The 23490-nt window shown below is 61.7% G+C and carries 19 protein-coding genes; 7 read left to right on the top strand and 12 right to left on the bottom strand.

Annotation, left to right across the window (positions count from 1 at the left end; all coding sequences use genetic code 11):
* Positions 1–8: 8 nt before the first annotated feature.
* Positions 9–1706 (bottom strand): SulP family inorganic anion transporter, encoded by a 1698-nt coding sequence (locus BLW50_RS08755; RefSeq protein WP_090700428.1) that lies wholly within the window; start codon positions 1704–1706, stop codon positions 9–11.
* Positions 1707–1846: 140 nt separating this feature from the next.
* On the opposite strand from BLW50_RS08755, the gene BLW50_RS08750 reads away from it, so the two are divergent.
* Positions 1847–2821 carry a quinone oxidoreductase family protein gene (locus tag BLW50_RS08750; RefSeq protein ID WP_090708894.1) on the top strand — a complete coding sequence of 325 codons (975 nt, stop codon included), beginning with the start codon at positions 1847–1849 and terminating at the stop codon, positions 2819–2821.
* A gap of 74 nt (positions 2822–2895) precedes the next feature.
* Positions 2896–3624, top strand: coding sequence for a substrate-binding periplasmic protein (locus BLW50_RS08745; RefSeq protein WP_090700426.1), 729 nt, complete (start codon positions 2896–2898; stop codon positions 3622–3624).
* 61 nt (positions 3625–3685) lie between these two features.
* Here BLW50_RS08745 and BLW50_RS08740 read toward each other — a convergent pair whose 3' ends face one another.
* From BLW50_RS08740 to BLW50_RS08705, 8 genes are all read right to left on the bottom strand, one after another.
* Complete coding sequence (locus BLW50_RS08740) at positions 3686–4195, bottom strand: DUF1993 domain-containing protein (RefSeq protein WP_090700423.1); 510 nt, start codon at positions 4193–4195, stop codon at positions 3686–3688.
* A 30-nt stretch (positions 4196–4225) separates the two neighbouring features.
* Positions 4226–5557: a 30S ribosomal protein S12 methylthiotransferase RimO gene (rimO, locus tag BLW50_RS08735; protein WP_090700421.1), complete on the bottom strand. Its 1332-nt coding sequence runs from the start codon at positions 5555–5557 to the stop codon at positions 4226–4228.
* 140 nt (positions 5558–5697) lie between these two features.
* Entirely contained in the window at positions 5698–6528 is an 831-nt protein-coding gene (locus BLW50_RS08730) for an outer membrane protein (protein WP_090700418.1), read from the bottom strand.
* 257 nt (positions 6529–6785) lie between these two features.
* Positions 6786–7604 carry an outer membrane protein gene (locus tag BLW50_RS08725; protein WP_090700416.1) on the bottom strand — a complete coding sequence of 273 codons (819 nt, stop codon included), beginning with the start codon at positions 7602–7604 and terminating at the stop codon, positions 6786–6788.
* A 306-nt stretch (positions 7605–7910) separates the two neighbouring features.
* Positions 7911–8600, bottom strand: a complete 690-nt coding sequence (locus BLW50_RS08720; protein WP_090700412.1) for an outer membrane protein — start codon at positions 8598–8600, stop codon at positions 7911–7913.
* 309 nt (positions 8601–8909) lie between these two features.
* A complete protein-coding gene (locus tag BLW50_RS08715; RefSeq protein ID WP_090700409.1) occupies positions 8910–9596 on the bottom strand; it encodes an outer membrane protein in 687 nt (228 codons plus the stop codon).
* 280 nt (positions 9597–9876) lie between these two features.
* The gene (locus BLW50_RS08710) at positions 9877–10749 is read right to left on the bottom strand and encodes an outer membrane protein (RefSeq protein WP_090700405.1); all 873 of its coding nucleotides are present in this window, start codon (positions 10747–10749) and stop codon (positions 9877–9879) included.
* Positions 10750–11007: 258 nt separating this feature from the next.
* A complete protein-coding gene (locus BLW50_RS08705) occupies positions 11008–11955 on the bottom strand; it encodes a VOC family protein (protein ID WP_090700403.1) in 948 nt (315 codons plus the stop codon).
* Positions 11956–12176: 221 nt separating this feature from the next.
* Between BLW50_RS08705 and BLW50_RS08700 the strand changes: the two genes are divergently transcribed.
* Positions 12177–13730, top strand: a complete 1554-nt coding sequence (locus BLW50_RS08700) for a hypothetical protein (RefSeq protein WP_139267535.1) — start codon at positions 12177–12179, stop codon at positions 13728–13730.
* A gap of 639 nt (positions 13731–14369) precedes the next feature.
* Here BLW50_RS08700 and BLW50_RS08695 read toward each other — a convergent pair.
* Positions 14370–15074, bottom strand: coding sequence for an alpha/beta fold hydrolase (locus BLW50_RS08695; RefSeq protein ID WP_090700396.1), 705 nt, complete (start codon positions 15072–15074; stop codon positions 14370–14372).
* A 93-nt stretch (positions 15075–15167) separates the two neighbouring features.
* On the bottom strand, positions 15168–16049 hold the full coding sequence (locus tag BLW50_RS08690; protein WP_170850065.1) for an alpha/beta fold hydrolase: 882 nt from the start codon (positions 16047–16049) through the stop codon (positions 15168–15170).
* Between the two features lie 134 nt (positions 16050–16183).
* On the opposite strand from BLW50_RS08690, the gene BLW50_RS08685 reads away from it, so the two are divergent.
* From BLW50_RS08685 to BLW50_RS08670, 4 genes are all read left to right on the top strand, one after another.
* Positions 16184–17194 (top strand): zinc-dependent alcohol dehydrogenase family protein, encoded by a 1011-nt coding sequence (locus BLW50_RS08685; protein ID WP_090700391.1) that lies wholly within the window; start codon positions 16184–16186, stop codon positions 17192–17194.
* Between the two features lie 95 nt (positions 17195–17289).
* The gene (locus BLW50_RS08680; protein WP_090700388.1) at positions 17290–18222 is read left to right on the top strand and encodes a fumarylacetoacetate hydrolase family protein; all 933 of its coding nucleotides are present in this window, start codon (positions 17290–17292) and stop codon (positions 18220–18222) included.
* A gap of 238 nt (positions 18223–18460) precedes the next feature.
* Complete coding sequence (locus tag BLW50_RS08675) at positions 18461–18784, top strand: ArsR/SmtB family transcription factor (RefSeq protein WP_090700385.1); 324 nt, start codon at positions 18461–18463, stop codon at positions 18782–18784.
* Between the two features lie 10 nt (positions 18785–18794).
* Positions 18795–19259 carry an SRPBCC domain-containing protein gene (locus tag BLW50_RS08670; protein WP_090700382.1) on the top strand — a complete coding sequence of 155 codons (465 nt, stop codon included), beginning with the start codon at positions 18795–18797 and terminating at the stop codon, positions 19257–19259.
* A 183-nt stretch (positions 19260–19442) separates the two neighbouring features.
* Here the strand turns inward: BLW50_RS08670 and BLW50_RS08665 are convergent, their stop codons facing one another.
* Positions 19443–23348, bottom strand: coding sequence for an autotransporter domain-containing protein (locus BLW50_RS08665; RefSeq protein WP_090700378.1), 3906 nt, complete (start codon positions 23346–23348; stop codon positions 19443–19445).
* Between the last annotated feature and the right edge of the window lie 142 nt (positions 23349–23490).

The raw sequence follows: 23490 nt of genomic DNA, 5'->3' as shown, positions 1-23490 counted from the left end.
GTTTCGACCTAGATGAGTTTGAGTGCCCGCGCGTGGGCCGTAGCGACATCGGGTGCATAGCGCACCAGATGTCGCGACAGGCCGGCTGAGAGTAGCGAACGCCGCACCGCCCGTGAAGCGCCGGCGATGAAGACAGGGGCGCCGCGTCGGTGGCTCTTCTCGGCGAAAGCAACGAGGATATGCGCGCCGGAATTGTCGGCGAAAGGCACGGCCGACAGGTCGAGCACGATCGCGCGCGGTGTCTCGCCCAATCGCGACAACACGGCCGACACCGTGCCGGTGGCGCCGAAGAAGAACGGCCCGGCGATCTGAAAGGTCAGCACTCCATCGGCGGGGAAAGCCTCATGCGCGGCGCTGGCGCCTTCACCGTCCGCCGTGGCGTCGCCGAGCAGTTTCACCTCGGTCGTCACTTCGACGAATTGCGCCATGCGATGCATGAACAGAATGGCGCCAAGCACGATGCCAACGGCGAGTCCCTCGGTCAGGTCGCGCAAGCAGGTGAACAGGAAGGTCGCCAGCAGGACAGCGGACTCGCCCCGGCTGGTGCGCAGGATGGCGCGGAACTGATCGAATTCGATCATGTTCCAGGCGACGGTGAGGAGCACGGCGGCGAGCACCGCCAGCGGAATGTAATAGGCCAGCGGTGCTGCGAACAGGATGAACAGCAGCAGGAACAAGGCGTGGAGAATGCCAGCGACCGGCCCGTGCGCATGGGCGCGGATATTGGTGGCGGTGCGGGCGATCGTGCCGGTGGCGCACAAGCCGCCAAACAGCGCGCTGGCGATATTGGCCCAGCCTTGCGCCACCAATTCGCAATTGGAGCGGTGCCGGCGGCCGCTCATGCCGTCGGCGACAACCGCCGAGAGCAGCGATTCAAAGCCGCCGAGAATAGCAATGGCAATGGCCGAGGGCATAAGCTCTAGCAGCAGGCCGGGACTGACGTCTGGCAGCGCAGGGGCCGGCAGGCTCGATGGCACGCCGCCGAATTTGGTGCCTATGGTCTCGACCGGCAGACCGAAGGCCCAGGTGATGAGCGAGGCCAGGAAGACGGCAACGAGCAGGCCGGGCAGGCGCGGCGTCAGCCGTCGGAGGCCTATGATCACGCCGAAGCTGCCAAGGCCGAGCAACAAGGTCTGCCAGCTGATCGTCGGCAACGCTGAAAACAACGCCGGTATTTTGGCAACGAGCGCCGCCGGTTCATGTGCCAGCGACAGGCCGAGAAAATCCTTGAGCTGCCCCGCGCCAATGATGATGGCGATACCGGCGGTGAAGCCGACCGTGACGGGATGGGGAATGAACTTGATATAGGAGCCGAGCCGCAGATAGCCGATCGCCAGCAGCAGCACCCCGGCCATGATGGTGGCGGCCAGCAGGCCCTGATAGCCAAAGCGCTCGATCGTGGTGGCGACGAGCACGATAAAGGCGCCGGCTGGCCCGCCGATCTGGAAACGGCTGCCACCCAGCGCCGAAATGATGAAACCGGCGACGATCGAAGCATAAAGACCGTGCTCCGGCTTGGCCCCCGAGCCGATGGCGATGGCCATCGACAGGGGCAGGGCGACGATCGCCACCGTCAGGCCGGCGATAGCATCGGCCCGCAGCCCGGCCAACCCGTAGCCCTCGCGCCAAACCGTGATCAGTTTCGGTGTGAACGAGTCAGCACTGTCGATCGGGGCCCGGGGCGGAGAAAAGGTGGCGAATGTCATCGGTGCGTCGTTCCGGTGTAAAAATCCTGGGCTGGTTGATTCCATCGAGAAGCCAGAAGGATGCCATTGTAGGATTGGTCGCGCCATTGTTTAAGATGGGCGGCAAGCGGCAGAGCGTCGCGCGGTGCGGGAGCAGCAGGATGGTCAAGGCAGTCGTGGTCCGCGAATATGGTGGACCGGAAGTGATGAAGATCGAGGATGTCGAAGTCGGCAAGCCTGGTCCCGGCCAGGTGAAGGTGCGCAATCGCGCGGTCGGCCTCAACTTCATCGACACCTATTTCCGCAGCGGCCTCTACAAGGCACCGACGCTGCCTTTCATCGCCGGTAACGAAGCAGCCGGCGAGATCACCGAAATCGGCAAGGGCGTGCGCGGCTTCAAGGTCGGCGATCGTGTCGGCTATGTCTCATCACTGGGCAGCTATGCTCAGGAGCGGCTGATCGAGGCGCGCATCCTTGTCAAACTGCCGAAAAAGATTTCCTATGAAACGGCCGCGGGCATGATGCTGAAAGGCCTCACCGCGCAATATCTGCTGCGCCAGACATTCCGCGTCAAACGCGGTCACGTCATCCTGGTCCATGCGGCGGCTGGCGGCGTTGGGCTTCTGCTCTGCCAATGGGGCAAGGCTTTGGGCGCCACCGTCATTGGCACGGTCGGCTCAAAAGAAAAGGGTGCTCTCGCCAAGAAGGCTGGCGCCAAGCACATTATCTACTACAAGCAGGAAAACTTCGTCGATCGCGTGCGCGAGATCACCAAGGGCAAGCTGTGCGACGTGGTCTATGACGGTGTCGGCAAGGATACGTTTCCCGCTTCGCTCGACTGCTTGAAGAAGCGCGGCATGTTCGCCTCCTTCGGCTCGGCCTCGGGCCCGATCGAAGCCTTCAACATTGGCCTGCTCGTGCAAAAGGGCTCGCTCTTTGCGACGCGCCCGACACTGTATGATTATGCCGACACGCCGGTCCGGCTCGCTGCCATGGCGCGCGACCTGTTCAGCGTCGTCGCCCGTGGCAAGGTAAAAATCCCGGTCAACAAGCGCTACAAGATGCAGGATGTGGTCGAGGCGCATAAGGCGCTGCAAGGCCGCAAGACCACCGGCTCGACGATTCTCATTCCGTGAGCGAACGAAGACGCGGCCGGGCCTTTGGGCCCGGCTGCGCTGAGACTGTTTGATGGCACGGCGGGGAGAGCGAGTTGTTCAAACAATCGATCGCAATGGCTCTTTTCGCGCTTGCTATGGCAGCGCCGGGGCGGTCCGAAGAACCTATTCGGATTGCCTATAACAACCTCTTGCCACCGTTCTCTGAAACGAAGAACGGGCAGGCGACCGGATTGGTTGTCGATATCTTTCGCGCGGCGGCACAACGCGCGGGCTATGACGTACAATTCATGCCTGTGCCGCTGGACCAAATGGAAGAGGCGATCAAAGATGGTCGCGTCGTAGCTGCAATTCCATTGGCGATGAGTGCGGATCGCCGCGAGCGGCTTGATTTCAGTCATTCGCTCCTCGACACCGGCGGCGCGCTCTTTGTCCGCGCGCCTGAAACAACGCCGAAGGATTTGCAAGCTCTCGCAGACCAAACGGTGGTTACACCGCGCACCGGACCTCTGGCTGCCTACATTCAGAAGGCCGCGCCACGCGTGCAGCTTGTTGTGACGGAGGATTACGAGACGAGCCTGGCGCAACTCGTGGCCGGTAAGGCTGCCGCAGCGGCGCTGAATTATCAGACTGGCGCCATTCTGGCGCGCCGATTGTATCCCGCTCAAATCACCGAGCCGCGCTCGATGTTCCTCGAACTGCCTTTTGCTGCCGCTGTTTTAAAAGGGCGTAACGGCGATTTTCTATCGAGATTGAACAAGGGTCTTGAAGCAATCCGCGCCGATGGAACGTGGGATCGCGTGAACAAGAAGTGGGTGGAGTAAGGGCCAGGACGATGGCATTCCGTCGAGATCGCCTCGCTCTGTGACGGGCCTCGCTACAAAGCTAAAGACCTGTTGCGAACAGATCCACTTTGCCAATCTGTGTGCCATTGGCGCGGAGAATTCCATAGGCCGTCGACAGATGGAAATACAGGTTGGTGGTCGCGAAGACGGTCAACCAGCGCGCCGCCGGCAAGGTCGGCTCCATGTTTGGTCCGATCGCAAACGTAATCGGAACATCGCCACGGCCGTTAATCTGCTCGGCGCGCAGGCCTGCCAGAAAAGCCCGTGACGTTGCGATGGCGGCCCTGAAGCCTTCAATGTCGTGTTGATCATCGATGGCTTGCGGCACCGGAAGGCCGGCGACACGGGCCGGCCATTGCTGCGCAAAGTTGCAAACCACCATGATCTGAAATCGTAACGGCCGCATATCGCCGATAAGCCGCCAATCGAGCATCTCTTGTTCGCTGATGCCGAGGCTGTTGGCGCGCTCGACACCCTTGGACAGGAGATGATCGGCGGTTCCAAGAGCCCGTGTGTAAAGGTCGACAAAGGTGAAGAGGTCGGTTGGCATCTATCCCCCTGAAGACGTGTTCGCGATTGGCTAACTCGCGGTGCCGTGCAGATCGTAGGCATCGGCGCGCTCAATCTTGACGCTGACGATGTCGCCGACACGCAGCGGCCGGCGCGAGGCAACATAGACCTTGCCGTCAATCTCCGGCGCGTCGGACTTCGAGCGGCCTACGGCGACGCTGGGCCCCGCTTGATCGATGATCACCTGCAAGCGCTTGCCGACCTTGTTGCGCAGAATGCGGGCACTGATCGTCTGCTGCTTTTCCATGAAGCGACGATAGCGCTGTTCCTTCACCTCGTCGGGCACTTCGGCCAGGCCGAGATCGTTCGAAGGAGCGCCGGCGACGGGCTCGTATTTGAAGGCGCCGACGCGATCAAGTTTCGCTTCGCCGAGCCAGTCGAGCATCATCTCGAAATCGTCTTCCGTCTCGCCGGGAAAGCCGACGATGAAGGTCGAGCGGATGGCGAGATCCGGGCAGATCTCGCGCCACTTGTGGATACGCTCCAAGGTGCGTTCCTGATTGCCCGGCCGCTTCATCGCTTTCAGCACACGCGGCGAGGCATGTTGGAAAGGGATGTCGAGATAGGGCAGCACCAAGCCTTCCGCCATCAGCTCGATGACATCGTCGACATGCGGATAGGGATAGACGTAATGCAGGCGCACCCAGGCGCCCAGGCTACCGAGCTCGCGTGACAGATCGAGGAAGCGAGCGCGCACGTCGCGGTCGCGCCAGCGGCTCTCGGCATATTTCACGTCGACGCCGTAAGCGGACGTGTCCTGCGAGATGACAAGCAGTTCCTTGACGCCGGCGGCGACCAGTTTCTCTGCTTCGCGCAGCACGTCGGCGGCCGAGCGTGACACCAGTTTGCCGCGCAACTTCGGGATGATGCAGAAGCTGCAGGTGTTGTTGCAGCCCTCGGAAATCTTCAGATAGGCATAGTGGCGCGGCGTCAGCTTGATGCCTTGCGGCGGCACCAGATCGGTGAACGGATCATGGGCGGGCGGGGCGGCCGTATGCACGGCTTCGACGACGCTCTCATAAGCCTGCGGTCCGGTGATCGCCAGCACATTGGGGAAGCGGCTGGAGATCGCCTCCGGCTCGGCGCCCATGCAGCCGGTGACGATGACTTTGCCGTTGTCGGCGAGCGCCAGGCCAATGGCTTCCAGCGATTCCGCCTTGGCGGAATCAAGAAAGCCGCAGGTGTTGACGATCACCGCGTCCGCCCCGGCGTGGGACTTGGTCAGTTCATAGCCTTCGGCGCGCAGGCGCGTGATGATGCGCTCGGAATCGACAAGGGCCTTGGGGCAGCCAAGCGAGACGAAGGAGATTTTGGGGGCAGGGCGTTGGGCGACGTCGGTCATGGAGGCATCGCTTGCCACGGCCTGATGGCCAAAACAAGCCGGCTGAGCAGCTTAACTGGGCTGTCGAAGCTTTGACAAAGAAAAACCCGGTCAAAAGGCCGGGTTTCTAGATTGTTCAGACGCTGAAGCGCTGGATTGGCTTAGTAGCTGGCGACGACCGGGCCGGCCGCGCCGCCGAAGCGGTAGTTGATACCGGCGCGCACGACAACGAAACCGTTGTTGCGGCTGCCAGAGCTGTTCGGCAGGAACAGCGTGTTGGTCGGCAGATTGAACACTGCGCCGAAGTTGTTGTTGTTGTTCCGGTTGATGCCGATATAGAGCGCTTCGAGCTTGGCGCTCCAGTTGTTCGAGAACGCGTATTCGACACCGCCGCCGAGGGCATAGCCGACGCGCGACTGGCCACCACCATAGGCGAGACCGCCGGTGGCGTACACGAGGGTCCGGTCGAAGGCGACGCCGAGGCGAGCACGAACCGTACCGAAGTAGTTTTGATTTGCACCATTGCCGGACACAACGGTGGCCGGCGGAGCGGCAAACGCGAGACCCGGAGCGCCGGTAAACAGGTAGCCCGGGAAGGGCGTCACTTGACCATTGCGACGGGTCAGGTTGGCGTACTGGATGTCGGCTTCAAGACCGCCAACAAAGCTGCTGTTGAACTGGTAGTTATAACCGATCTGGGCGCCGCCGATGAAGCTGCCCTGGTTATTGCCGCCGTTGGGGACGGTCAGGACGCCGCTGGTGCCGGGCGAACCGACCACCGAGCCTGCCGGCAGAGCATATGTGTTGCCGCCATTGTTATTCGTCGAGAAGCCGCCGCCGGCGTTGAGACCGACGTAGAAGCCTGTCCACGTGAAAATCGGGGCATAATAGACGGGAGCTGCGGGTGCAGCGCGGCGCGGGAGATCCGCAGCCTGGGCGCTGCCGGCAATAAGACCCAGAAGCGCAACCGAACCAAGAAGCAAATGACGCATGATATTCCTCCGTTCAAGGACAGATAGGGAATTCACCAAAACACTCAGAAGCTCTCGGCTAAACTAGACGGAGGAAGGGAGGCCGTAAATGGAAACTTGGCAGACCAGCGTTGTTTTCGAGGCAGTGTGCCTCTTTTAGCGCACTTTTTGGTCCAGATACGATGAAATGCTTGCCAAATTGGCAAAAAACCCGGCCGCTCGGCCGGGTTTCTTAACGATCCAGGCGCTGAAGCGGCCGAATTAATCTTGGATTAATCTTAGTAGCTGGCCACAACCGGGCCAGCCGCGCCGCCGAAGCGATAGTTGATGCCGGCGCGCACGATATGGCCGTTGTTGCGGAACCGTGCGGTCATGAACTCAGCCGGGAAGACCGGGTTGGTTTGAATCCCAACGCCGCTGGTCCGTCCGAGATCGTAGTAGAGATATTCAAGCTTGGCTGACCAGTTGCCGCTGATGGCGTATTCGACGCCAGCACCGAGGGTCCAACCGGCGCGGGTGTTGTTGTTGCGAACATCGAACTGACGGCCGAGACCGGCGAATTCGCTCGAATGAGCGGAATTGCGCACGCCGCCGACCGCGAGACCGCCGGTGGCGTAGATCAAAGCGCGGTCAAACGCGAAACCGACGCGGCCACGCAAGGTGCCCAGCCATTCGAGCTTGTTGGTCGCTGTTGTGATGACGGATCCGCAGCCGCCCGCGATAGCGCAGACACTGGCTGAGCCCTTGATATCGGCGCCCTGGAAGTCGACTTCGACGCCGTAGACCAAATTGCCAGATTGGACATTGTAGCCGATTTGGGCGCCACCGATGAAGCCATCGCGCTTCGGCGTCAGGGAGTAGGGCACGGTGCCGACGGCCTGGGCCGCGGTAATGAGTGGGCTGCCGGAGATGCTGACGCCGCGATCGCCGCTGAAGCCGTAACCGGCATTGAGGCCGACATAGAAGCCGGTCCAGGTAAAAATAGGCGCCATGTAAACGGGAGCTGGTGGTGCAGCACGTCGCGGCAAGTCCGCCGCTTGGGCACCGCTGGCAACAAGCCCGAGTAGGGCAATCGAACCGAGAAGCAGATGACGCATGTATCCCTCGCTCCCTCTGGGAAATAAAATTGAGCCTCTCAATCCTCCAAGGCTCTATGGAAGTCTAGACATAGCGGAGTCCGCCGTAAATTGGATTGTGGTGGCTCTATGTCGTTCTGATGACAGTGTTGCCAATGTAGAACATCGAGTAATTGTTATTTCATCTCAATGGATTGCAAGAAGAAGACAAACTAAAGTGCGATGTAATTACGTTAGTGAATACGGAAGCAAGGCGTCACAACAAAAGAAACCCGGCCAGAAGGCCGGGTTTCAAACTGTCCAAATGCCGATTCGGCCGAATAGGTCTCAGTACTTGGCGACGACCGGGGCAGCGTAGCCGCCGAAACGATAGCTCAGGCCCACGCGCGCTGCGTTCTCCTTGAAGCGGGTACTCGCCGCGCCGAAGGGGAAGAAGTTGGCGGTATAGCGGCCGTAATCGGTGTAGCGATATTCGGCGCGGATCGACCAGTTCGGCGAGAGGGCGTATTCGACGCCGGCGCCGAGCGTCCAACCCGTGCGAGTGGTCTGGTTCGACAGTGCGAACGGTGGGATGAACACCTCGTGCTTCAGCTGAGCGAAGGCGACACCACCAGTGGCGTAGATGAGAGCGCGGTCGAAGGCGACGCCGAGACGGGCGCGCAACGAACCTTGCCACGGAGCGGTCGTCTTGAGCGACGTGAAGAGGAGGGTGGTCGAGCCCTTCAGCGAAGTGGCTTCGATGTCGCCTTCGACACCGGCGACGATCGAGCCGAACTGCATGTTGTAACCGGCATGGAGACCGCCAACGACGCCGTTGGGATTATAGGTCAGGCCAGCGAATTCATTGCGGCCCCAGCCACCACCAACCTGCGCACCGACGTAGAAGCCGGTCCAGGTGAAGATAGGGGCTGCATAAATCGGAGCCGGCGGCGCAGCGCGGCGCGGAAGGTCAGCAGCCTGAGCGCCGCTGACGGCGAGAACCATAAGTGCAACCGAACCTAGAAGCAGATGACGCATTGTATTGCTCGCTCCAAATAGAGAAACGGAAGAAGGCCCCACCAGCCCTGAAACTCAATGCCGACGGTAGACAGAGTCGGGCAGGGCGTAAATCGTTACATGGTGCCTCTGCGTCATTTCCGAGGCTGTGTTGCCAATGTGACACAAGGTGCAATCTGATTGATCTCTCAAGGGGTTCCGGGTGCCGCTTATATGATCAAAATGCCACACGAATAGGCGGCATCGAGACAAAAAGAAACCCGGCCGCGAGGCCGGGTTTCTCTATCCAGGCGCCAGAGGCGCCCTGACTGATAAAATCAGTACTTGATATTAGTACTTGGCAACGACCGGGCCGGCGACGCCGCCGAAGCGGTAGCTCACGCCAACGCGCACGGCGTTTTCCTTGAAGCGCGTCTGGGCGGTGCCGAGCGGGAAGAAGGTCGTGTTGTAACGGCCGTAATCGGTGTAGCGATATTCAGCGCGAACCGACCAGTTGTTGTTGATGGCGTATTCGACGCCAGCGCCAACCGTCCAGCCCGCGCGGGTGGTGTTGGTGCCGAAGGCGAACGGCGGCACGATGATGTCGTGCTTCAGCTGAGCGACGGCGACACCGCCGGTGGCGTAGATCAAGGCGCGGTCGAACGCGACGCCGACGCGGGCGCGAACCGAACCCTGCCACGGAGCGCGGGTCTTCAGGAGAACGCCGCCGAGAGCGGTCGAGCCCTTGAGCGAGGTGGCTTCGATGTCGCCTTCGAGACCGGCAACGATCGAACCGAACTGCATGTTGTAGCCAGCATGCAGGCCGCCGACGACGCCGTTGGCGTTGTAGGAGATGCCGCCGAGTTCGCTACGGCCCCAGCCGCCGCCGAGCTGCGCGCCGACGTAGAAGCCGGTCCAGGTGAAGATCGGAGCAACATAGATCGGAGCCGGCGGAGCAGCGCGGCGCGGAAGGTCAGCAGCCTGGGCGCCACCAGCGAGAACCAGCGCGGCAACCGAAGCGAGAAGAAGATGACGCATTGTAATTATAACCTCTGAGTTCAAAGAGAATCGGAAAAGTGGCCCCAAAAACGAAACCCCGAAACCTGGCCGGAACCTAGTGAGAGTCGGTTGTGTCGTAAACCAAAACTTGGCGCTGAAGTGTCCTTTTTAGGGCTGTGTTGCGGTAAAGTCACAGATGCCAGTAATCCTTAAAAAACAGTATATTGCGAGGAAGCCGGCATAGTAAAAACACCGCGCTAAAAGCGCGGTGTTGGAACTGTCACGAAACCGTCGGAAAGGAAGGCGGGCCGATCGTCCGTTATTGCGTGAAGATGCCGGTGCCGGTTCCGCCGAAGCGATAATTCAGGCCGGCACGCAGGATATGCATGCGGTCTTCATTGCGGTTGACCAGCAAGTAGCCAGGGTTGGTCGGGTTCACCAGCATGCGCGTGCCGTGATCGACGTTCACGTAGAGATATTCGGCTTTCATGCTGATGTTGTTGGTGAAGGCGTATTCGATGCCTGCGCCCGCGGCCCAGCCGAAATTGCTGCCGCCGTTCTGTGTCACGAACGGGCCGCCCGTCATGGCGCCGCCAGTCGAGAACATCGCCGAATTCGACGTGCCGGTGCCGCTGTAGGCCAGACCTGCGGTCACATAGGGCAGGGCGCGGTCGAGTGCGATGCCGACGCGCGGGCGCAGAGTGGCGAACCACTCGCTGCGATTTTGGCCGAAATAGCCGAAGCTGTTGGCCCCCGTGAACGGACCGGCGCCGGCAAGCGGCAGGAAGCCAGTGCCAAAACTGCCGCTGCGGTTGCGGCCGCGCCAATTGATGTCGGCTTCCGTGCCGATCACCACGCCATTGTTCAGCTGCCAGTTGTAACCGGCCTGAAGGCCCAGGGTTCCGCTGCTGCCTTTAACGCCGTTTGAATTGCCAACGGCCGGCAGCGCGGCTTGCGGATAGGCGCCAGGCGTCAGGAACGAGCCGGCAGGCAGAATGCCGTTGCCGTTGGCGCCGGTGAAGGCGATGCCGGCATTCGCGCCCGCATAGAAGCCAGACCAATTAAAGGCGGAGGCCGGCGCATACATGGGGGTGGGCGAATAAGGCGAACCGCGCGGCGGCAAGTCGGCGGCGTTCGCGCCGGCAAGACCGAGAATGGAAAGGGCAACGCTACCCAAGAACGCATGACGCATGACACTAACCCCATAAGCCGGACCAAACGCTGCCGGCGCAACTCGTTTACGGGGTCAGTTAGGATCGTAAAGGTTACTGAATACTTGCCGCGTTAGAGCGTTTTCAAGCGAAGCGGACAGCGGTACGCGTAAAGAAAACGCGTCAAAACAAGAGCCTGAAGTCTTTCATCGTTTCAACGAGCGGTGAACGACTTTAGCGGGTGTTGAATCGTTATCGTTGATGCGGGGTTAATATCCCCGCATCACGTCAGCTTGCGGTCAGCTGGCCAGTTTTTCGGCGATCACATCCTCGCAACGCGCATTGCGTTCGGCGATCGTCTTCCCGGACATGGCGTGGTTCGCCGCAGGCGTCGGCACCACTTTATTGCCCTGCCAGGCACAGGGGCGCAGCGGCTTGGCGCGCCAGAAGTCGGCGAAGTGCTCCTCGTAGTCCTCATCCACCTGATCGACGTCGGCCGTATATTCGGTGACGAAGCCATTCGGGTCGACGAAATAGGCGAAGATGTTTTGCCCCGGTCCGGCATGGCGGCCAACGCCCCAGCCCAGTTCATGGCCGGCGAGCCGCACCCGCCCGGTGCCGCGCATCAGGCCATCGAAATCATACATTTCATAAGCCATATGATTGAGCGAGGGGCCGCCGTGCTTGGCAAGCGCGATCGAATGATGGTTTCGCGAACAGCGGATGAAGCTCATCATGTCGGTGGTGTCGGAGTGACGGAAGCCGAGCGTGTCGAGATAAAAGGCCATCTCGGTCGGGATATCTTCCGAATTGAGGACGACGTGATTGATGCGCCAGGGGCGTGAAGGGTCGACCGTTGTCACCGCATGGCTGTCGACATTGCTGGAAACGCGAATGGTGTGGCCATCCCGCGAGCGCATCTCAAAACCATAGCCGCCGCCATCCAGCGCCGCCAGCGTCTGCGGCGCCGCCAGAATTGTCACGCCATTGGCGATCGCCCGCGCATGCAGGTCGTCCACCGAGGCTTTGCTGTCGGCGGCAAAATTCAAGGCGACGAGGCCGGCTTTCGGGCGCTCGTGCAGGGTGAGGACATGATGATCGGGGCCGGTGGCGCGCAGATGCATCTTGCCGCCGTCGCGACAAACTTCGTCGAGGGCCCAGACGTCGCGATAATATTTGGCGCTTTCCTCGAGATCGTAGACGGCAATCTCGAGCCCGCGCATTCCCATCACTCTTGGCTGTGCCATCAATCTCTCCCTCGTCGTGCCCAGCTTCCCGCCAGCTCTGTGTAAGTTAGCGCCAATCGCCTGGCCGCGCTATCGGCGGTTCGCAATTGCCGGTAGTCTTGTAGCCGGAAACCGGCGGAAAACGATAGAGGCGCAGGATGTGGTACAGGGTTTGGAGGGGGCGGCGCAGCCTCATATCCGCCGGTCTGTTGATCGCCTCCGTTTCCGTAGCCGGATTCTCCGTGCCGGCTCTCGCGCAACAGAATGTGGTCTTGGAAAACCACACCTATGACGACGGCAGCAAAGGCAGCATCGCCTTCCGCCGGATCGAATTCACCGACACCAATCTTAGCCGCGACGACGTGGCGAAACTGTTCAGCGCCACCACGTCGCGTGAGGACATGGCGGCGATCGCCCGCCGGCTTAAGGCCGCGCGTATCGCCATTCCCTCCGTGGTGCTGACCGGTCCGGAGGCGCGTATGACGTTGGCCGATTTCGTTGCCACCGACGTCGATGCGGATGCCGGCAAGGTCAAACAGCTGGCCATCGGCACGTTCGACGTTTCTTTTCTCGACAAGCCTACTGGCGCGTTGCGCTTCAAATCCGGGCCGCTGCAGCTCGACGGCGCCAATATCGTCGGGCTGTTGCAGGCGATCCGCGATAAGGATCTGCAGAAGGGCATGGCGCAATTCACGCATTTCTCCGTGCGCGACGTCGAAGGGGAAGGGCCGGACAAGGACACGCCCGCCGATGCGATCGGCGGTAATTTGACCAAGGTCAAAATCGCTGTGGTGAGCGCCGACGCAACCTTCAATGGCGGATTGCCTCTGCGCCTGGCCGCCAAAGCCGACAACGTGGTGGTCGAAGTGCCACCGTCTTCCGATGGGGCGATTAAGCTGAAGGAGATGGGCATCGATCGCCTCGACCTGTCCTTCGGCTTTGCCGGTATCTATGATCCAACGAAGCAGACCTATGGGCTCGACGACCTCACGGTTGCCGGCGCTGGCCTTGGCGCCGTGACGATGAAGGGCCGTTTCACCGGCGTCGAGCCGGGCGCTTTCTCCAGTCTGCAGAGCGATCGCATTCTGGCCTTGCTGGGCGCCGGTGTCGCTGCCATCGACATGCGTTTCACCAACGGCGGCATCGCTGAAAAAGTTTTGCAGGAGGCGGCGCGGCAACAGAACCAAAGTGTCGCCGCTTTAAAAGGCGATCTGGCCAAAGCCGCGTCGGTTCTTCCTTTGTTGTTGGGCGGTAATGCCAATGGGTTGAAGATCGCCGATGCGCTGGCGCGTTTCGTCGACGATCCCAAGCAGCTTGCGGTTTCTATGACAGCCAAGAGCGGCTCGCTCGGTTTCATTGACCTGCTGAGCATCCGCGATCCCGCGTCGTTGTTCGCCGTGGCCGATGTGCAAGTGGCGGCTAATCAAGTGGCGGATAATGCCACGCCGCCAGCCGCATCACCCGGCGCGGCTGCCGCGCCAGATCAGCCGCTGAGCGGCCCGACCGCCTGGCAGAAACTGATCGGCAATTCGATCAGCGGCAAGGATGAAGACGGCAATCCGCTGACCGAATATTACCTGGCTGACGGCACTGTGAAACAGCTCGTCGATGATGCGACCGCCACCGGTAAATGGGTCATCAAGGGCGACAAGGTCTGTTTCACGTTTCCCGATGACGAAGAGGATGAGGAAGCCTGTTACAACGTGACGGTGGATGGCACGATCGCCACGTTCACCGATGACGAGGGCTCCGGTCGTCGCTACGAGATCCTGCCGGGTAATCCGAAGCGGCTGTGATGGCTCTGTGCTTCAAGGGCCGACGCCTTCGTGTCATTTCGGACACTCGCAGTGCACGTAATCCAAGAGCCAAGGGCGTGTCATGAATGCCGTGTGTTATAAATCAGGCCTGTGCCACAATCACTTTTCATAATCCTGTCGGGCATCCCTGGGCCTTGGATCGCCTTCCTGTCGCGAAGGGAAGTGATCTCAGGCGTACCCTTGACAAGGAACCTGCATGGGGTTGTTCCTCAGAATTTCGCTGAGCCCCCCCCCCTAGAGAGACGACACACGCGCGGGCGCGTCCGGTTGCGAATGGACATGTGCGAGGATGATCTTCTGTTCCCCGGTCCAAGAGCCGTTCCCCCCGTTGCGCCGCGGAACTCGCCGCGGTCAATCCGGCTTAAAATAGGCAGGGAGGACGGCGGATTTATGGTCTTGCCTTCGTCACACCCTTGGCTCCTGGATCCCAGATCACGCTGCGTGCGTCAGGGATGACACTGAGGCTCCGAGAAAATGGCGGACGTCGGGGAAGAGTCCAAGACCTTGGTGTCATCTCGGATGCGCGAAGGCGCGATCCGAGAACCAGGAGCAGCCGGTAGAGCCTGCAATCCCAGTGGTGAAGCGGTGTTCGCAACCAGCCGGGATTGCGTCTCGCGCTTAAACCTTGATCTCCATCCAGTCGCGCAGCGCCTTGGTGAAGGCCGCCGGTTGTTCGACCGAGACGAAATGGCCGCTGTCCTCGATGACCACGAAGCGTGATCCGGGGACGGCTTCCGCCATCTCTTCATGCAGCTCCGGCGGGCTCCAGACATCCTGGCGTCCGGCCATGAACAGGGCCGGGCAGTGGATCTGTTGCAGCACCGGGCGGGCATCGGGCCTATTGATGAGCGCGCGGATCTGCTTTTCGTGAATTTCCGGCGTCACGCTCAGCACCATGTCGCGCAGCGGCTGCATGAAGGCGGCATCGCCATGACGCGACGGATGGATCATCGGCGGCAGCCAGGAGTCGGCGAGCCCTTCCATGCCCTTGTCATAGGCGAGTTTGATGATCGCTTCACGCTTCTCCAATTCGCCCGGTGCCAGCGGCGGCAGAGCGGTGTCGAAGGCGCAGAAGCGTTCGATCTGTTCCGGCGTTTGCCGGAACACTTCGAAGGCAACACGTCCGCCCATCGAGAAACCGGCAACGGAGAAACGCTCCGGCGCTTGATCGAGCACATGTTTCGCCATCGCCGGAATGGAATCGAAACCGAAGAAGTCGAGCGATCTCACTTCACAGGTGTCGGCGAGATCGGCAATCTGCGGGGCGAAAATGCTGGCGTCGCACAGCAGGCCGGGCAGGAGATAGAGAACGGGTTTGCTCATAATACTCTCGAAGGGCGCTGAATGGGTTGGGGGCTTTTAGCATGCGCGAGCGCCGCGGCAATCCCCGCAACATGATGGGCAATGGCCCCATCTTCACCCGTCGAGGAACTCTTCCAGCAGGCGTGCCAGCGCCTGCGGCGCATCGTGATGGATATTGTGGCCGGTGTTGGGGATTTCGGTGCCGCGGCCATGGCGCAGGTGTTTCAGCCGTCCATCAAAATTGTCGCGGCTCTCCTGCGGTGTTTTTTCGAAACGGTCGCTGGCGGCGATCCACAACGTTTGCGCCTCCACCTTCTCCCAGCACGCCGCCCATTCATCGAGCCGATGCAAGGTCGGGAAGGGGCGACGGTGCTTGGGATCGAAGGCGAAAGCCACGCCGCTGCCGACAGGTCGGGCCAGATTTTGCGCCAGAAAATGTGCCTTGTCGCGGATCAGGCGCCGGTTGGCAGCCAGGAGTCGGTCGGCCATTTCGTTGACGCTGGCATAGACACGTTCTTTCGGCGTGTCTTTCAAACTGTCGAGCCATTTGCCAATGCGCTCCGGCGCGCTCTGCGCCGGCGTATCGCGCATGGCGAAGCCATCGATGGAAGCAAGGCGGCGCACCCGCTGCGGCCGAATGCCGGCAAAGATCGTCACCAGATTGCCGCCGAGACTGTGGCCGACGATGTCGACAGGGCGATCGGGCGAGAGCGCGTCGACGATCGTGTCGAGATCGGCGAGATAGTCGTGCAGCCAATAGCCCTGTGGTGGCCAGGCGCTGCCGCCATGACCGCGCCAATCCGGCGCGACGACGCGCCGATTTTGCGTCATCGCATCGACAAGAAATTGGAATGTGATGGATGCGTCGAGAAAGCCGTGCAGCAGGAGCAGCGGCGGCCCATCGCCATCCCATTCGCGCAACTGGATCGGCAAGCCGCGCACATCGAGATGCCGCGTTCGTGAGATCCGGCGCGGTACATAGGTTTCGTTCGTCATATCCCGATCCGGAATTGCTTCAGCCACCATGGCAGAGGCCATAGGCCTCTGCTATAGCGTTTCGCACAGAGTAAAGACGCGTGCAAAGACGCGTAAAAGCAGAGATCGTCGCTTTTCAAGGGAGCAAACAGTCCATGCGTGCCTATCGCCTTCCAAAGACTGAGGGTATCGACGCACTCACATTGGTTGAGGAGGCGGTGCCGAAGCCGGCCCATCGCCAAATTCTGGTGAAAGTGGTCGCGACCTCGCTGAACTTTCGCGATCTGGCGCTCATCGCCGGCAGCTATCGCGGCGCCATCGCGCCGAATGTGGTGCCGCTGTCCGATGGCGCCGGCGAAGTGGTCGAAGTCGGTCCCGGCGTGCAACGCTTCAAGGTCGGTGATCGGGTGGCGGGATGTTTCTTCCAGCGCTGGTTCGGCGGCGGTATCGATGCAAACAGCGCGGGCAGTGCTCTGGGCGGACCCATCGACGGCATGCTGCGTGAATATGCGGTGCTGGAAGAAGAAGGCGCGGTCTTGATGCCAGCGCATCTGTCTTATGAAGAAGCGGCGACCTTGCCGTGCGCGGCGGTCACGGCCTGGCATGCGATGGTGGAACATGCGCGCCTCAAAGCCGGCCAATGCATTTTGGTGCAAGGCACCGGCGGCGTGTCGATCTTCGCCTTGCAATTCGCCCGCATGATGGGCGTGCGGGTGATCGCCACGTCGTCGAGCAACGACAAGCTGGCGCGCGCCAAGGCGCTTGGCGCCAGCGACGGCATTAATTACCGCACCCATGAGGCTTGGGATGAAGCCGCGCTCGCCTGTACCGACGGACGTGGCGTCGATCAGGTCGTCGAAGTTGGCGGTGCGGATACGTTCAGCCGCTCGCTCAAGGCGATCCGCTCCGGCGGTTCTATTTCCCTGATCGGCGTCCTCACGCGCAAGGCCGAAATCAATCCCATGGCGATCCTCGCCAAGCGCGCCAACGTTCAGGGCATCAGCGTCGGCTCGACGCAAATGTTCGAGGCGATGAACGCCGCCATCGCCGTCAACGGTCTCAAGCCGGTGATCGACAAGGTCTTCGGCTTCGAGGAGGCGAAAGCTGCCTTCACCTATCTCCAGTCAGCGGCGCATTTCGGCAAAGTGGTCATCCGCGTCGGTTAGAAAAATGTAACGGGATATGTATCACATGGCGGCGGTGCTTGACTCGCGGCGGGCCGCATGGACTATCGCCGCCAATGTAAACTAGGGAGGATACGATGACTGACTACCGCCTGCTGACATTCAAATCGGCCCAGGGGCCCCGTGCCGGCATCACCGTTGGCGATGTCTATGCCGATGTGGCCGAGGGCACAGGCCGTGCGGCCGATGCCAGCATGCTCGGTATTCTCGAGGATTGGACGGCGGCGCAGGGCCGTCTCGCGACGCTGGCCGACAAGGTCGCCAGTGGTGGCGCCAAGACCATGCCGCTCGCATCTGTCCATTATCTCGCCGCCGTGCATTGGCCGGTCGCGATCTATTGCGCCGGCGCCAACTATGCCGATCACGTGCGCCGCATGGCCGAGCGCTCCGGCCTGCCGCAGGAGCCCAATCCGAAGGAAGCCGGTTCCACCGCCTGGCATTTCCTCAAGCCGGCGCGCACCGCCGTCGGTCACAACGAAGAGATTTCGACGGTTTCGAAGTCGCTCGACTGGGAAGCGGAACTCGCCGTCGTCATCGGCAAGGGTGGCAAGAACATTCCGCTCGACAAGGTCTATGATCACATCGCCGGCTATACCTGCGCCAACGATGTGTCGGCGCGCGATCTGTCACGGCGTCAGAAAGTGGCGGCGGGCACGCCGTTCAGCTTCGATTGGATCGGCCAGAAATGTTTCGACGGATCTTGCCCGCTCGGTCCCTGGATCGTGCCGGCATCGCAGATCAAGGATCCGATGAACCTCGCCATCAAGACCTATATCAACGACAAGCTGCAGCAGAATTCCAATACCAAGGAAATGATCTTCAACATCGCCGATCAGGTGGCGCAGATTTCCTCGCGCATGACGCTCTATCCTGGCGACGTCGTGTTGACCGGTACGCCCAGCGGCACCGGCGCCGAGGAAAACAAGTTCCTCAAGGCGGGCGATGTGATGCGCGTCGAGATCGAAGGCATCGGTTCGCTGACCAACCGGGTGAAAAGCATCACCGGCTAATACGGATCGCCTTCGATTGATTTACTGACAAGATGTGCAGCGCGCGGTCTCAAGCCGCGCGCTGATCGTTTGGGCGACACCCCACGGCATTCTGCTCCGCGCTGCGCCATCACCCGGCGCGTCGCCAAGGCATTCTCGCATTCATGGCTGCGATGATCGTCGGCGGGGCGTGAGCCCATGCGGCCTCTTGACAACCATTCAGTTATATAGCAATTAAGTTATATAATGACGAGGCGCGATAATGAACCTTGATGCCGCATTTTCAGCTCTGGCTGACCCGACGCGCCGGGCGCTTCTGGCGCGCCTGGCCCTCGGCGAGGCAACGGTCATGGATCTCGCCGAGCCGTTTGAAATGAGCCAGCCCGCCATCTCCCGCCATCTCAAGGTGCTGGAGGGGGCGGGGCTGATCGCCCGCCGGATCGACGGCACCAAGCGCCCGTGCCGTCTCGTTTCGACGGGCATTACCGAGATCGATCAATGGTTGGACATGCTGCGGCAGGCGCTCGCCGCGAACTACGACAGGCTGGATGGCGTTCTCGCCGCGATGGAACCCAAAAAATAGGGAGCAGAATATGAGCAAGTTGTCGTTGAAGACCGAAGGCGAGCATCATGTTGTCGTCACGCGACGTTTCGCGGCATCGCCCGAAGCGGTCTATCGCGCCCACACCGAGGCCGATCTCGTCCAGAAGTGGATGCTGGGACCGGACGGATGGTCGATGCCCGTTTGTCTCAACGAGGCCAAGCCAGGCGGCAAAATCCGTTACGAATGGTCCGACGGTAAGGGCAATGGTTTCTATCTGACCGGCGAATTTCTCGAACTGGTGCCGTTCAGCCGCATTGTTCACGTCGAGCGCATGCACCTGCCGGATCCCACGCCCGACAATCATGTGGAGACGACCTTCGAGAAGGACGGCGCTGGCACGCTGATGACCATGCGGATGACATTGCCCGATGCCGCGACGCGCGCGGCGATGCTCGCTTCAGGCATGGAGCACGGCATGGAGGTCAGCTACGTCCGCCTCGAGAGCTTGATCTGATCGCAAAGGTGAAGTGCGCCAAGCCGCCATCGAGGCAGGCAAATTGCGTTTCGTCAGAAATGCAATTGGCAAAGAAGGTTGAAACCGCTTTGTCGAGATCAACCGCAAGTTCGACTTCGATCATGGGCGCCTGATCGGCGCGCGAGGCTTCGCGCGTCGGGCGTCCAGCAGCAACGGCAGGTGTCAGAAACCCAGCCGTATGCCGCCGCGCACCGTATGGGATTGAATGCGGCTGTTCGCGGCGCTGAGCTGATATTCGAGGTCGAAGCCGAGCGTTTCCGTTTTCGCCCTGAGCCCGACGGCCATCATCATCTGGCTGTTGGCCAAGGTTTGCTCGGTGATCGTATAGACCGGGCCGGCCAGCAGATCGGCATAGGTCAGGTTCTGGGTGTAGGCGCCGCCCATGCGGGCGCGGTATTCCACGCGCCCGAGCAGGGTCAGCATGCCCCACGTCATCGGGATATCGTAGCTGGTGCGCAGGCCGACGACGCCGCGCAGGGTTTGTGTCGACAATTGCTGGAACGACAGCGCCCAGATCGGCGAGCCGGTTTCGGTATAGGGATCGAGTTCGAGGCGGGTTGCGTCGAGCCGCAGATAGGGGGCCAGCTTGAGGGCGCCCCAGCGTTCCTCGCGCACCAAGGCGATCGAGCCGAACAATTGCTTCGAATTGCGGGTGCCGTTCACGAAGAGGGCGGGGAGTGTCACGAAGCGCTGCGAGTCGATGGAGCCGCGACCATAGCCGGCGATCATGTCGATGAAGGTCGCCGACATCAGCTTGTAGCTGGCGTAGAAGGCGATGTTGGCATTGCGCGCGTCGGTGCGCGTGCCATCTGTGCCGATGCGAGTCTGATCGGTGCCGAAGCCGACGGCGATACCGGCCTTCAGTCCATCGAACAGTTTGGTGTCGATACCCATCGTCACGCCGGCGGTGGTGAACTTGTTCTCGTAGACGCCCATCTGCAGCTGCGTGCCGAAGCTGACGGCGCCGCCCATCCAGATGTGGAAGGGCACGTCAGATCCCTTGCGCTTGGCCGGGGGCGGTGTCGGGAAGGCGGATTTGATGCCGCGCTGGCCGTCCGCATAGGCGAGATAGCCGCCGTTGCCGCGCGCCGTATCGGCGAAGGCCGAAGTGCCGGGCGGCATGTTGTTGCCGGGGCCGCTGAAGCCGACGCCCATGCTCACAGGCTCCGGATCATCGTCGTCGTGCAGCCGTTCGAGGCGCTGGGTGATGTTGTCGATCTGGGCTTCGGCGAAGCGCTGCGACGATGTCACCTGCGCGTTGACGATACCGCGCACGTTTGGATCGAGCGACGGATCGGGCCGCGCGTTGACGGTGATCACCACGCCAGCCGATGTGGTGGCCGCATTGTTGACGTCACCGCTGTAGGCGGCGGTGAACGTATGCGCGCCGTTGGCTAGCGACTTGGTCGAGAAGCTAGCGACGCCGCCCGCCACGGCGACGGTGGCCAGCGCCGCGCCGCCATCGCGGAACACCACGGTGCCGGTGGGCGTGACGCCGGTGACGGTCGCCGTCAGCGTGACGGGCAGGCCGTACATGATGTTCGTCGCCGAGGCGCTCAGCATCACCGTCGTCGATGCCTTGGTGATCGTAAAGCTTTGCATGACCGGACTGGCGGCGGCGAAACTGGTGTTGCCCGGCTGCGTTGCGACGATCGTGCAGGCGCCCACGGCAAGCAGGGATACGCTTGATCCTGCGACGCTACAGATGGCCGGCGTCGACGAGGCGAAGGCGACCACGAGGCTGGAACTGGCCGTCGCCGTCACCGTGAAGGCGCCGGAACCGATGGCGCGATCGGTCAGGGCGTTGAAGGTGATGGTATTGACGCCCGGCGTGACGCTGAAGCTCTGCGTCACCGGCGTGGCTGCAGCGAAATTGCCGTTGCCGGGCTGTGAGGCTGTGATTGAGCAGGAGCCGGCCGCCACGAAGGCGATGGCGCTGCCTGATACCGTGCAGACGGCCGAGGTGGTCGACGAATAGATGATGGCAAGTGCGGAGCTGGCGGAGGCGGTCAGCGCCGGCGGCGGGCTGGTGAAGGGCGTGTTGGCGAGCGCCGGGAAGGTGATGGTGTTGACGCCGGCGGTGATCGTGAAGCTCTGCGTCACCGGAGTTGCGGCGGCAAAGTTGCCGTTGCCGGCTTGTGCTGCGGTGATCGAACAGGAGCCTGCGGCGACGAAAGTAATCGCGCTGCCGGCAACGGTACACGTTGCGGTGGTGATCGACGTGTAGGTGACGGCAAGAGTGGAGCTGGCAGTTGCGGTCAGCGCCGGCGGCGAACTGGTAAAGGGCGTGTTGGTGAGCGCCGGGAAGGTGATGGTGTTGACGCCGGCGGTGATCGTGAAGGTCTGCGTCACTGGAGTCGCGGCGGCAAAGTTGGCGTTGCCGGCTTGTGTTGCGGTGATCGAGCAGGAGCCCGCTGCTGAAAAGGCGATGGTGCTGCCCGAGACCGTGCAGGTGCCGGAGGCGGTGTAGGTGACGGCAAGAGTGGAGCTGGCCGTCGCGGTCAGCGCCGGCGGCGGACTGGTAAAGGGCGTGTTGGCGAGCACCGGGAAGGTGATGGTGTTGGCGCCGGCGGTGATGGTGAAGCTCTGCGTCACTGGAGTCGCGGCGGCAAAGTTGGCGTTGCCGGCTTGTGCTGCGGTGATCGAGCAGGAGCCCGCTGCTGAAAAGGCGATGGTGCTGCCCGAGACCGTGCAGGTGCCGGAGGCGGTGTAGGTGACGGCAAGGGCGGAGCTCGCCGTCGCGGCAAGCGCCGGCGGCGGACTGGTGAACGGCGTGTTGGCGAGCACCGGGAAGGTGATGTTGTTGGCGCCGGCGGTGATCGTGAAGCTCTGCGTCACCGGAGTTGCGGCGGCAAAGTTGGCGTTGCCGGCTTGTGCTGCGGTGATCGAACAGGCGCCCGCCGATGAAAAGGCGATGGTGCTGCCCGAGACCGTGCAGGTGCCGGAGGCGGTGTAAGTGACGGCAAGGGTGGAGCTCGCCGTCGCGGCGAGCGTTGGCGGTGCGCTGGTGTAGGGCGTGTTGGTCAGCGCCGGGAAGGTGATGGTGTTGAGGCCCGGCGTGATGGTGAAGGTCCGCGTCACCGGGGTAGCTGCGGCGAAATTGGCGTTGCCAGCCTGCGATGCGGTGATCGAGCAGGAGCCCGCCGATGAAAAGGCGATGGTGCTGCCCGAGACCGTACAGGCCCCGGAGGCGGTGTAGGTGACGCCAAGTCCGGAACTCGCCGTGGCGCCCAGTCCTGGCGGTGCGCTGGTAAAGGGTGTGTTGGCCGGCGTCGTGAAGGTGATTGTCTGCGAAGCCTGCGAGACAGTATGCGAGATCGTCGCGCTGCTGACGAGGTTTTGCGCATTGCCGCTGTAGGCTGCGCTGATGGAATGTCCACCAACCGAGAGTGTATTGGTGGTCAGCGCGGCGGAACCGCCCGCGAGAGCGACGGTGCCAAGCGGGGTCGCGCCATCGCTAAAGGTGACACTGCCTGTCGGGGCATTGCCGGTAACCGTTGCGGTGAACGTAACGTTCTGGCCAGAAGACGATGGCGTGGGGTTGGCTACGAGCGATGTTGTGGTCGCCGTCGGGCCAGCGGAATAAGGGATCGAGATGGAGCCGTTGTATGTGACCTGGACCGGGGTGCCGAGCGCATTCAGATTAAACTGAGGGACCGATATGAGAGGGACGCCGATATCTGTTGGTTTGGTAATGTAAGAGGCAGTACAGGTCACTTGGCCGGGGCTGCCGAATGGACCAGGGCACGAGGCGCCAGTAAGCGTAAGCGATTGATCGGAGACGGTCAGGCCCGTAATGACGTAGCCGCCGGAGTCGAACACGTAAGTGAAGTTGATCGTTTGGCCCGCGCCGCTGAATGATGTCGGGTTGGCGGTGACGCTGACGATCGATTGCGCCGATGCCGGGTTGGCGATGAGCGCGAAGACCAAGGTGAGCGTGCTCAACAGCAACGTGAAGGCTGAACTCGACGCTTTAGCGTTTTGGATACGCCCGCTTTGCAACAGGCAGCCAAGAACGTCACCGCTGCGCCTCGCAAGCGAGGCGCCCCATGTCCGATTCCCAACCATTTTGATAGCCCCTGTCCGCCGCCCCGGCGGTTCCGTCACTTGAAACCGTGACTTATCAGGAGACTATGGAGCACGAGGGGATTTCGCCAGCACTGCGGCCCCCATGTTTGGAAATTGCCGCAACCTGTGCTTTTTCAGGCAC

The sequence above is a fragment of the Beijerinckia sp. 28-YEA-48 genome, from assembly GCF_900104955.1.
Taxonomy (GTDB): domain Bacteria; phylum Pseudomonadota; class Alphaproteobacteria; order Rhizobiales; family Beijerinckiaceae; genus Terripilifer.
Note: the sequence above shows the minus strand (reverse complement) of the source record. Positions and strands in the feature narration are given on the sequence as shown.

Coding starts and splice junctions, on each gene's coding strand:
- BLW50_RS08755 (WP_090700428.1), bottom strand. CDS start 1,706: ATGACATTCGCCACCTTTTCTCCGCCCCGGGCCCCGATCGACAGTGCT.
- BLW50_RS08750 (WP_090708894.1), top strand. CDS start 1,847: ATGGTCAAGGCAGTCGTGGTCCGCGAATATGGTGGACCGGAAGTGATG.
- BLW50_RS08740 (WP_090700423.1), bottom strand. CDS start 4,195: ATGCCAACCGACCTCTTCACCTTTGTCGACCTTTACACACGGGCTCTT.
- rimO (WP_090700421.1), bottom strand. CDS start 5,557: ATGACCGACGTCGCCCAACGCCCTGCCCCCAAAATCTCCTTCGTCTCG.
- BLW50_RS08730 (WP_090700418.1), bottom strand. CDS start 6,528: ATGCGTCATTTGCTTCTTGGTTCGGTTGCGCTTCTGGGTCTTATTGCC.
- BLW50_RS08725 (WP_090700416.1), bottom strand. CDS start 7,604: ATGCGTCATCTGCTTCTCGGTTCGATTGCCCTACTCGGGCTTGTTGCC.
- BLW50_RS08720 (WP_090700412.1), bottom strand. CDS start 8,600: ATGCGTCATCTGCTTCTAGGTTCGGTTGCACTTATGGTTCTCGCCGTC.
- BLW50_RS08715 (WP_090700409.1), bottom strand. CDS start 9,596: ATGCGTCATCTTCTTCTCGCTTCGGTTGCCGCGCTGGTTCTCGCTGGT.
- BLW50_RS08710 (WP_090700405.1), bottom strand. CDS start 10,749: ATGCGTCATGCGTTCTTGGGTAGCGTTGCCCTTTCCATTCTCGGTCTT.
- BLW50_RS08705 (WP_090700403.1), bottom strand. CDS start 11,955: ATGGCACAGCCAAGAGTGATGGGAATGCGCGGGCTCGAGATTGCCGTC.
- BLW50_RS08695 (WP_090700396.1), bottom strand. CDS start 15,074: ATGAGCAAACCCGTTCTCTATCTCCTGCCCGGCCTGCTGTGCGACGCC.
- BLW50_RS08690 (WP_170850065.1), bottom strand. CDS start 16,049: ATGACGAACGAAACCTATGTACCGCGCCGGATCTCACGAACGCGGCAT.
- BLW50_RS08685 (WP_090700391.1), top strand. CDS start 16,184: ATGCGTGCCTATCGCCTTCCAAAGACTGAGGGTATCGACGCACTCACA.
- BLW50_RS08680 (WP_090700388.1), top strand. CDS start 17,290: ATGACTGACTACCGCCTGCTGACATTCAAATCGGCCCAGGGGCCCCGT.
- BLW50_RS08670 (WP_090700382.1), top strand. CDS start 18,795: ATGAGCAAGTTGTCGTTGAAGACCGAAGGCGAGCATCATGTTGTCGTC.
- BLW50_RS08665 (WP_090700378.1), bottom strand. CDS start 23,348: ATGGTTGGGAATCGGACATGGGGCGCCTCGCTTGCGAGGCGCAGCGGT.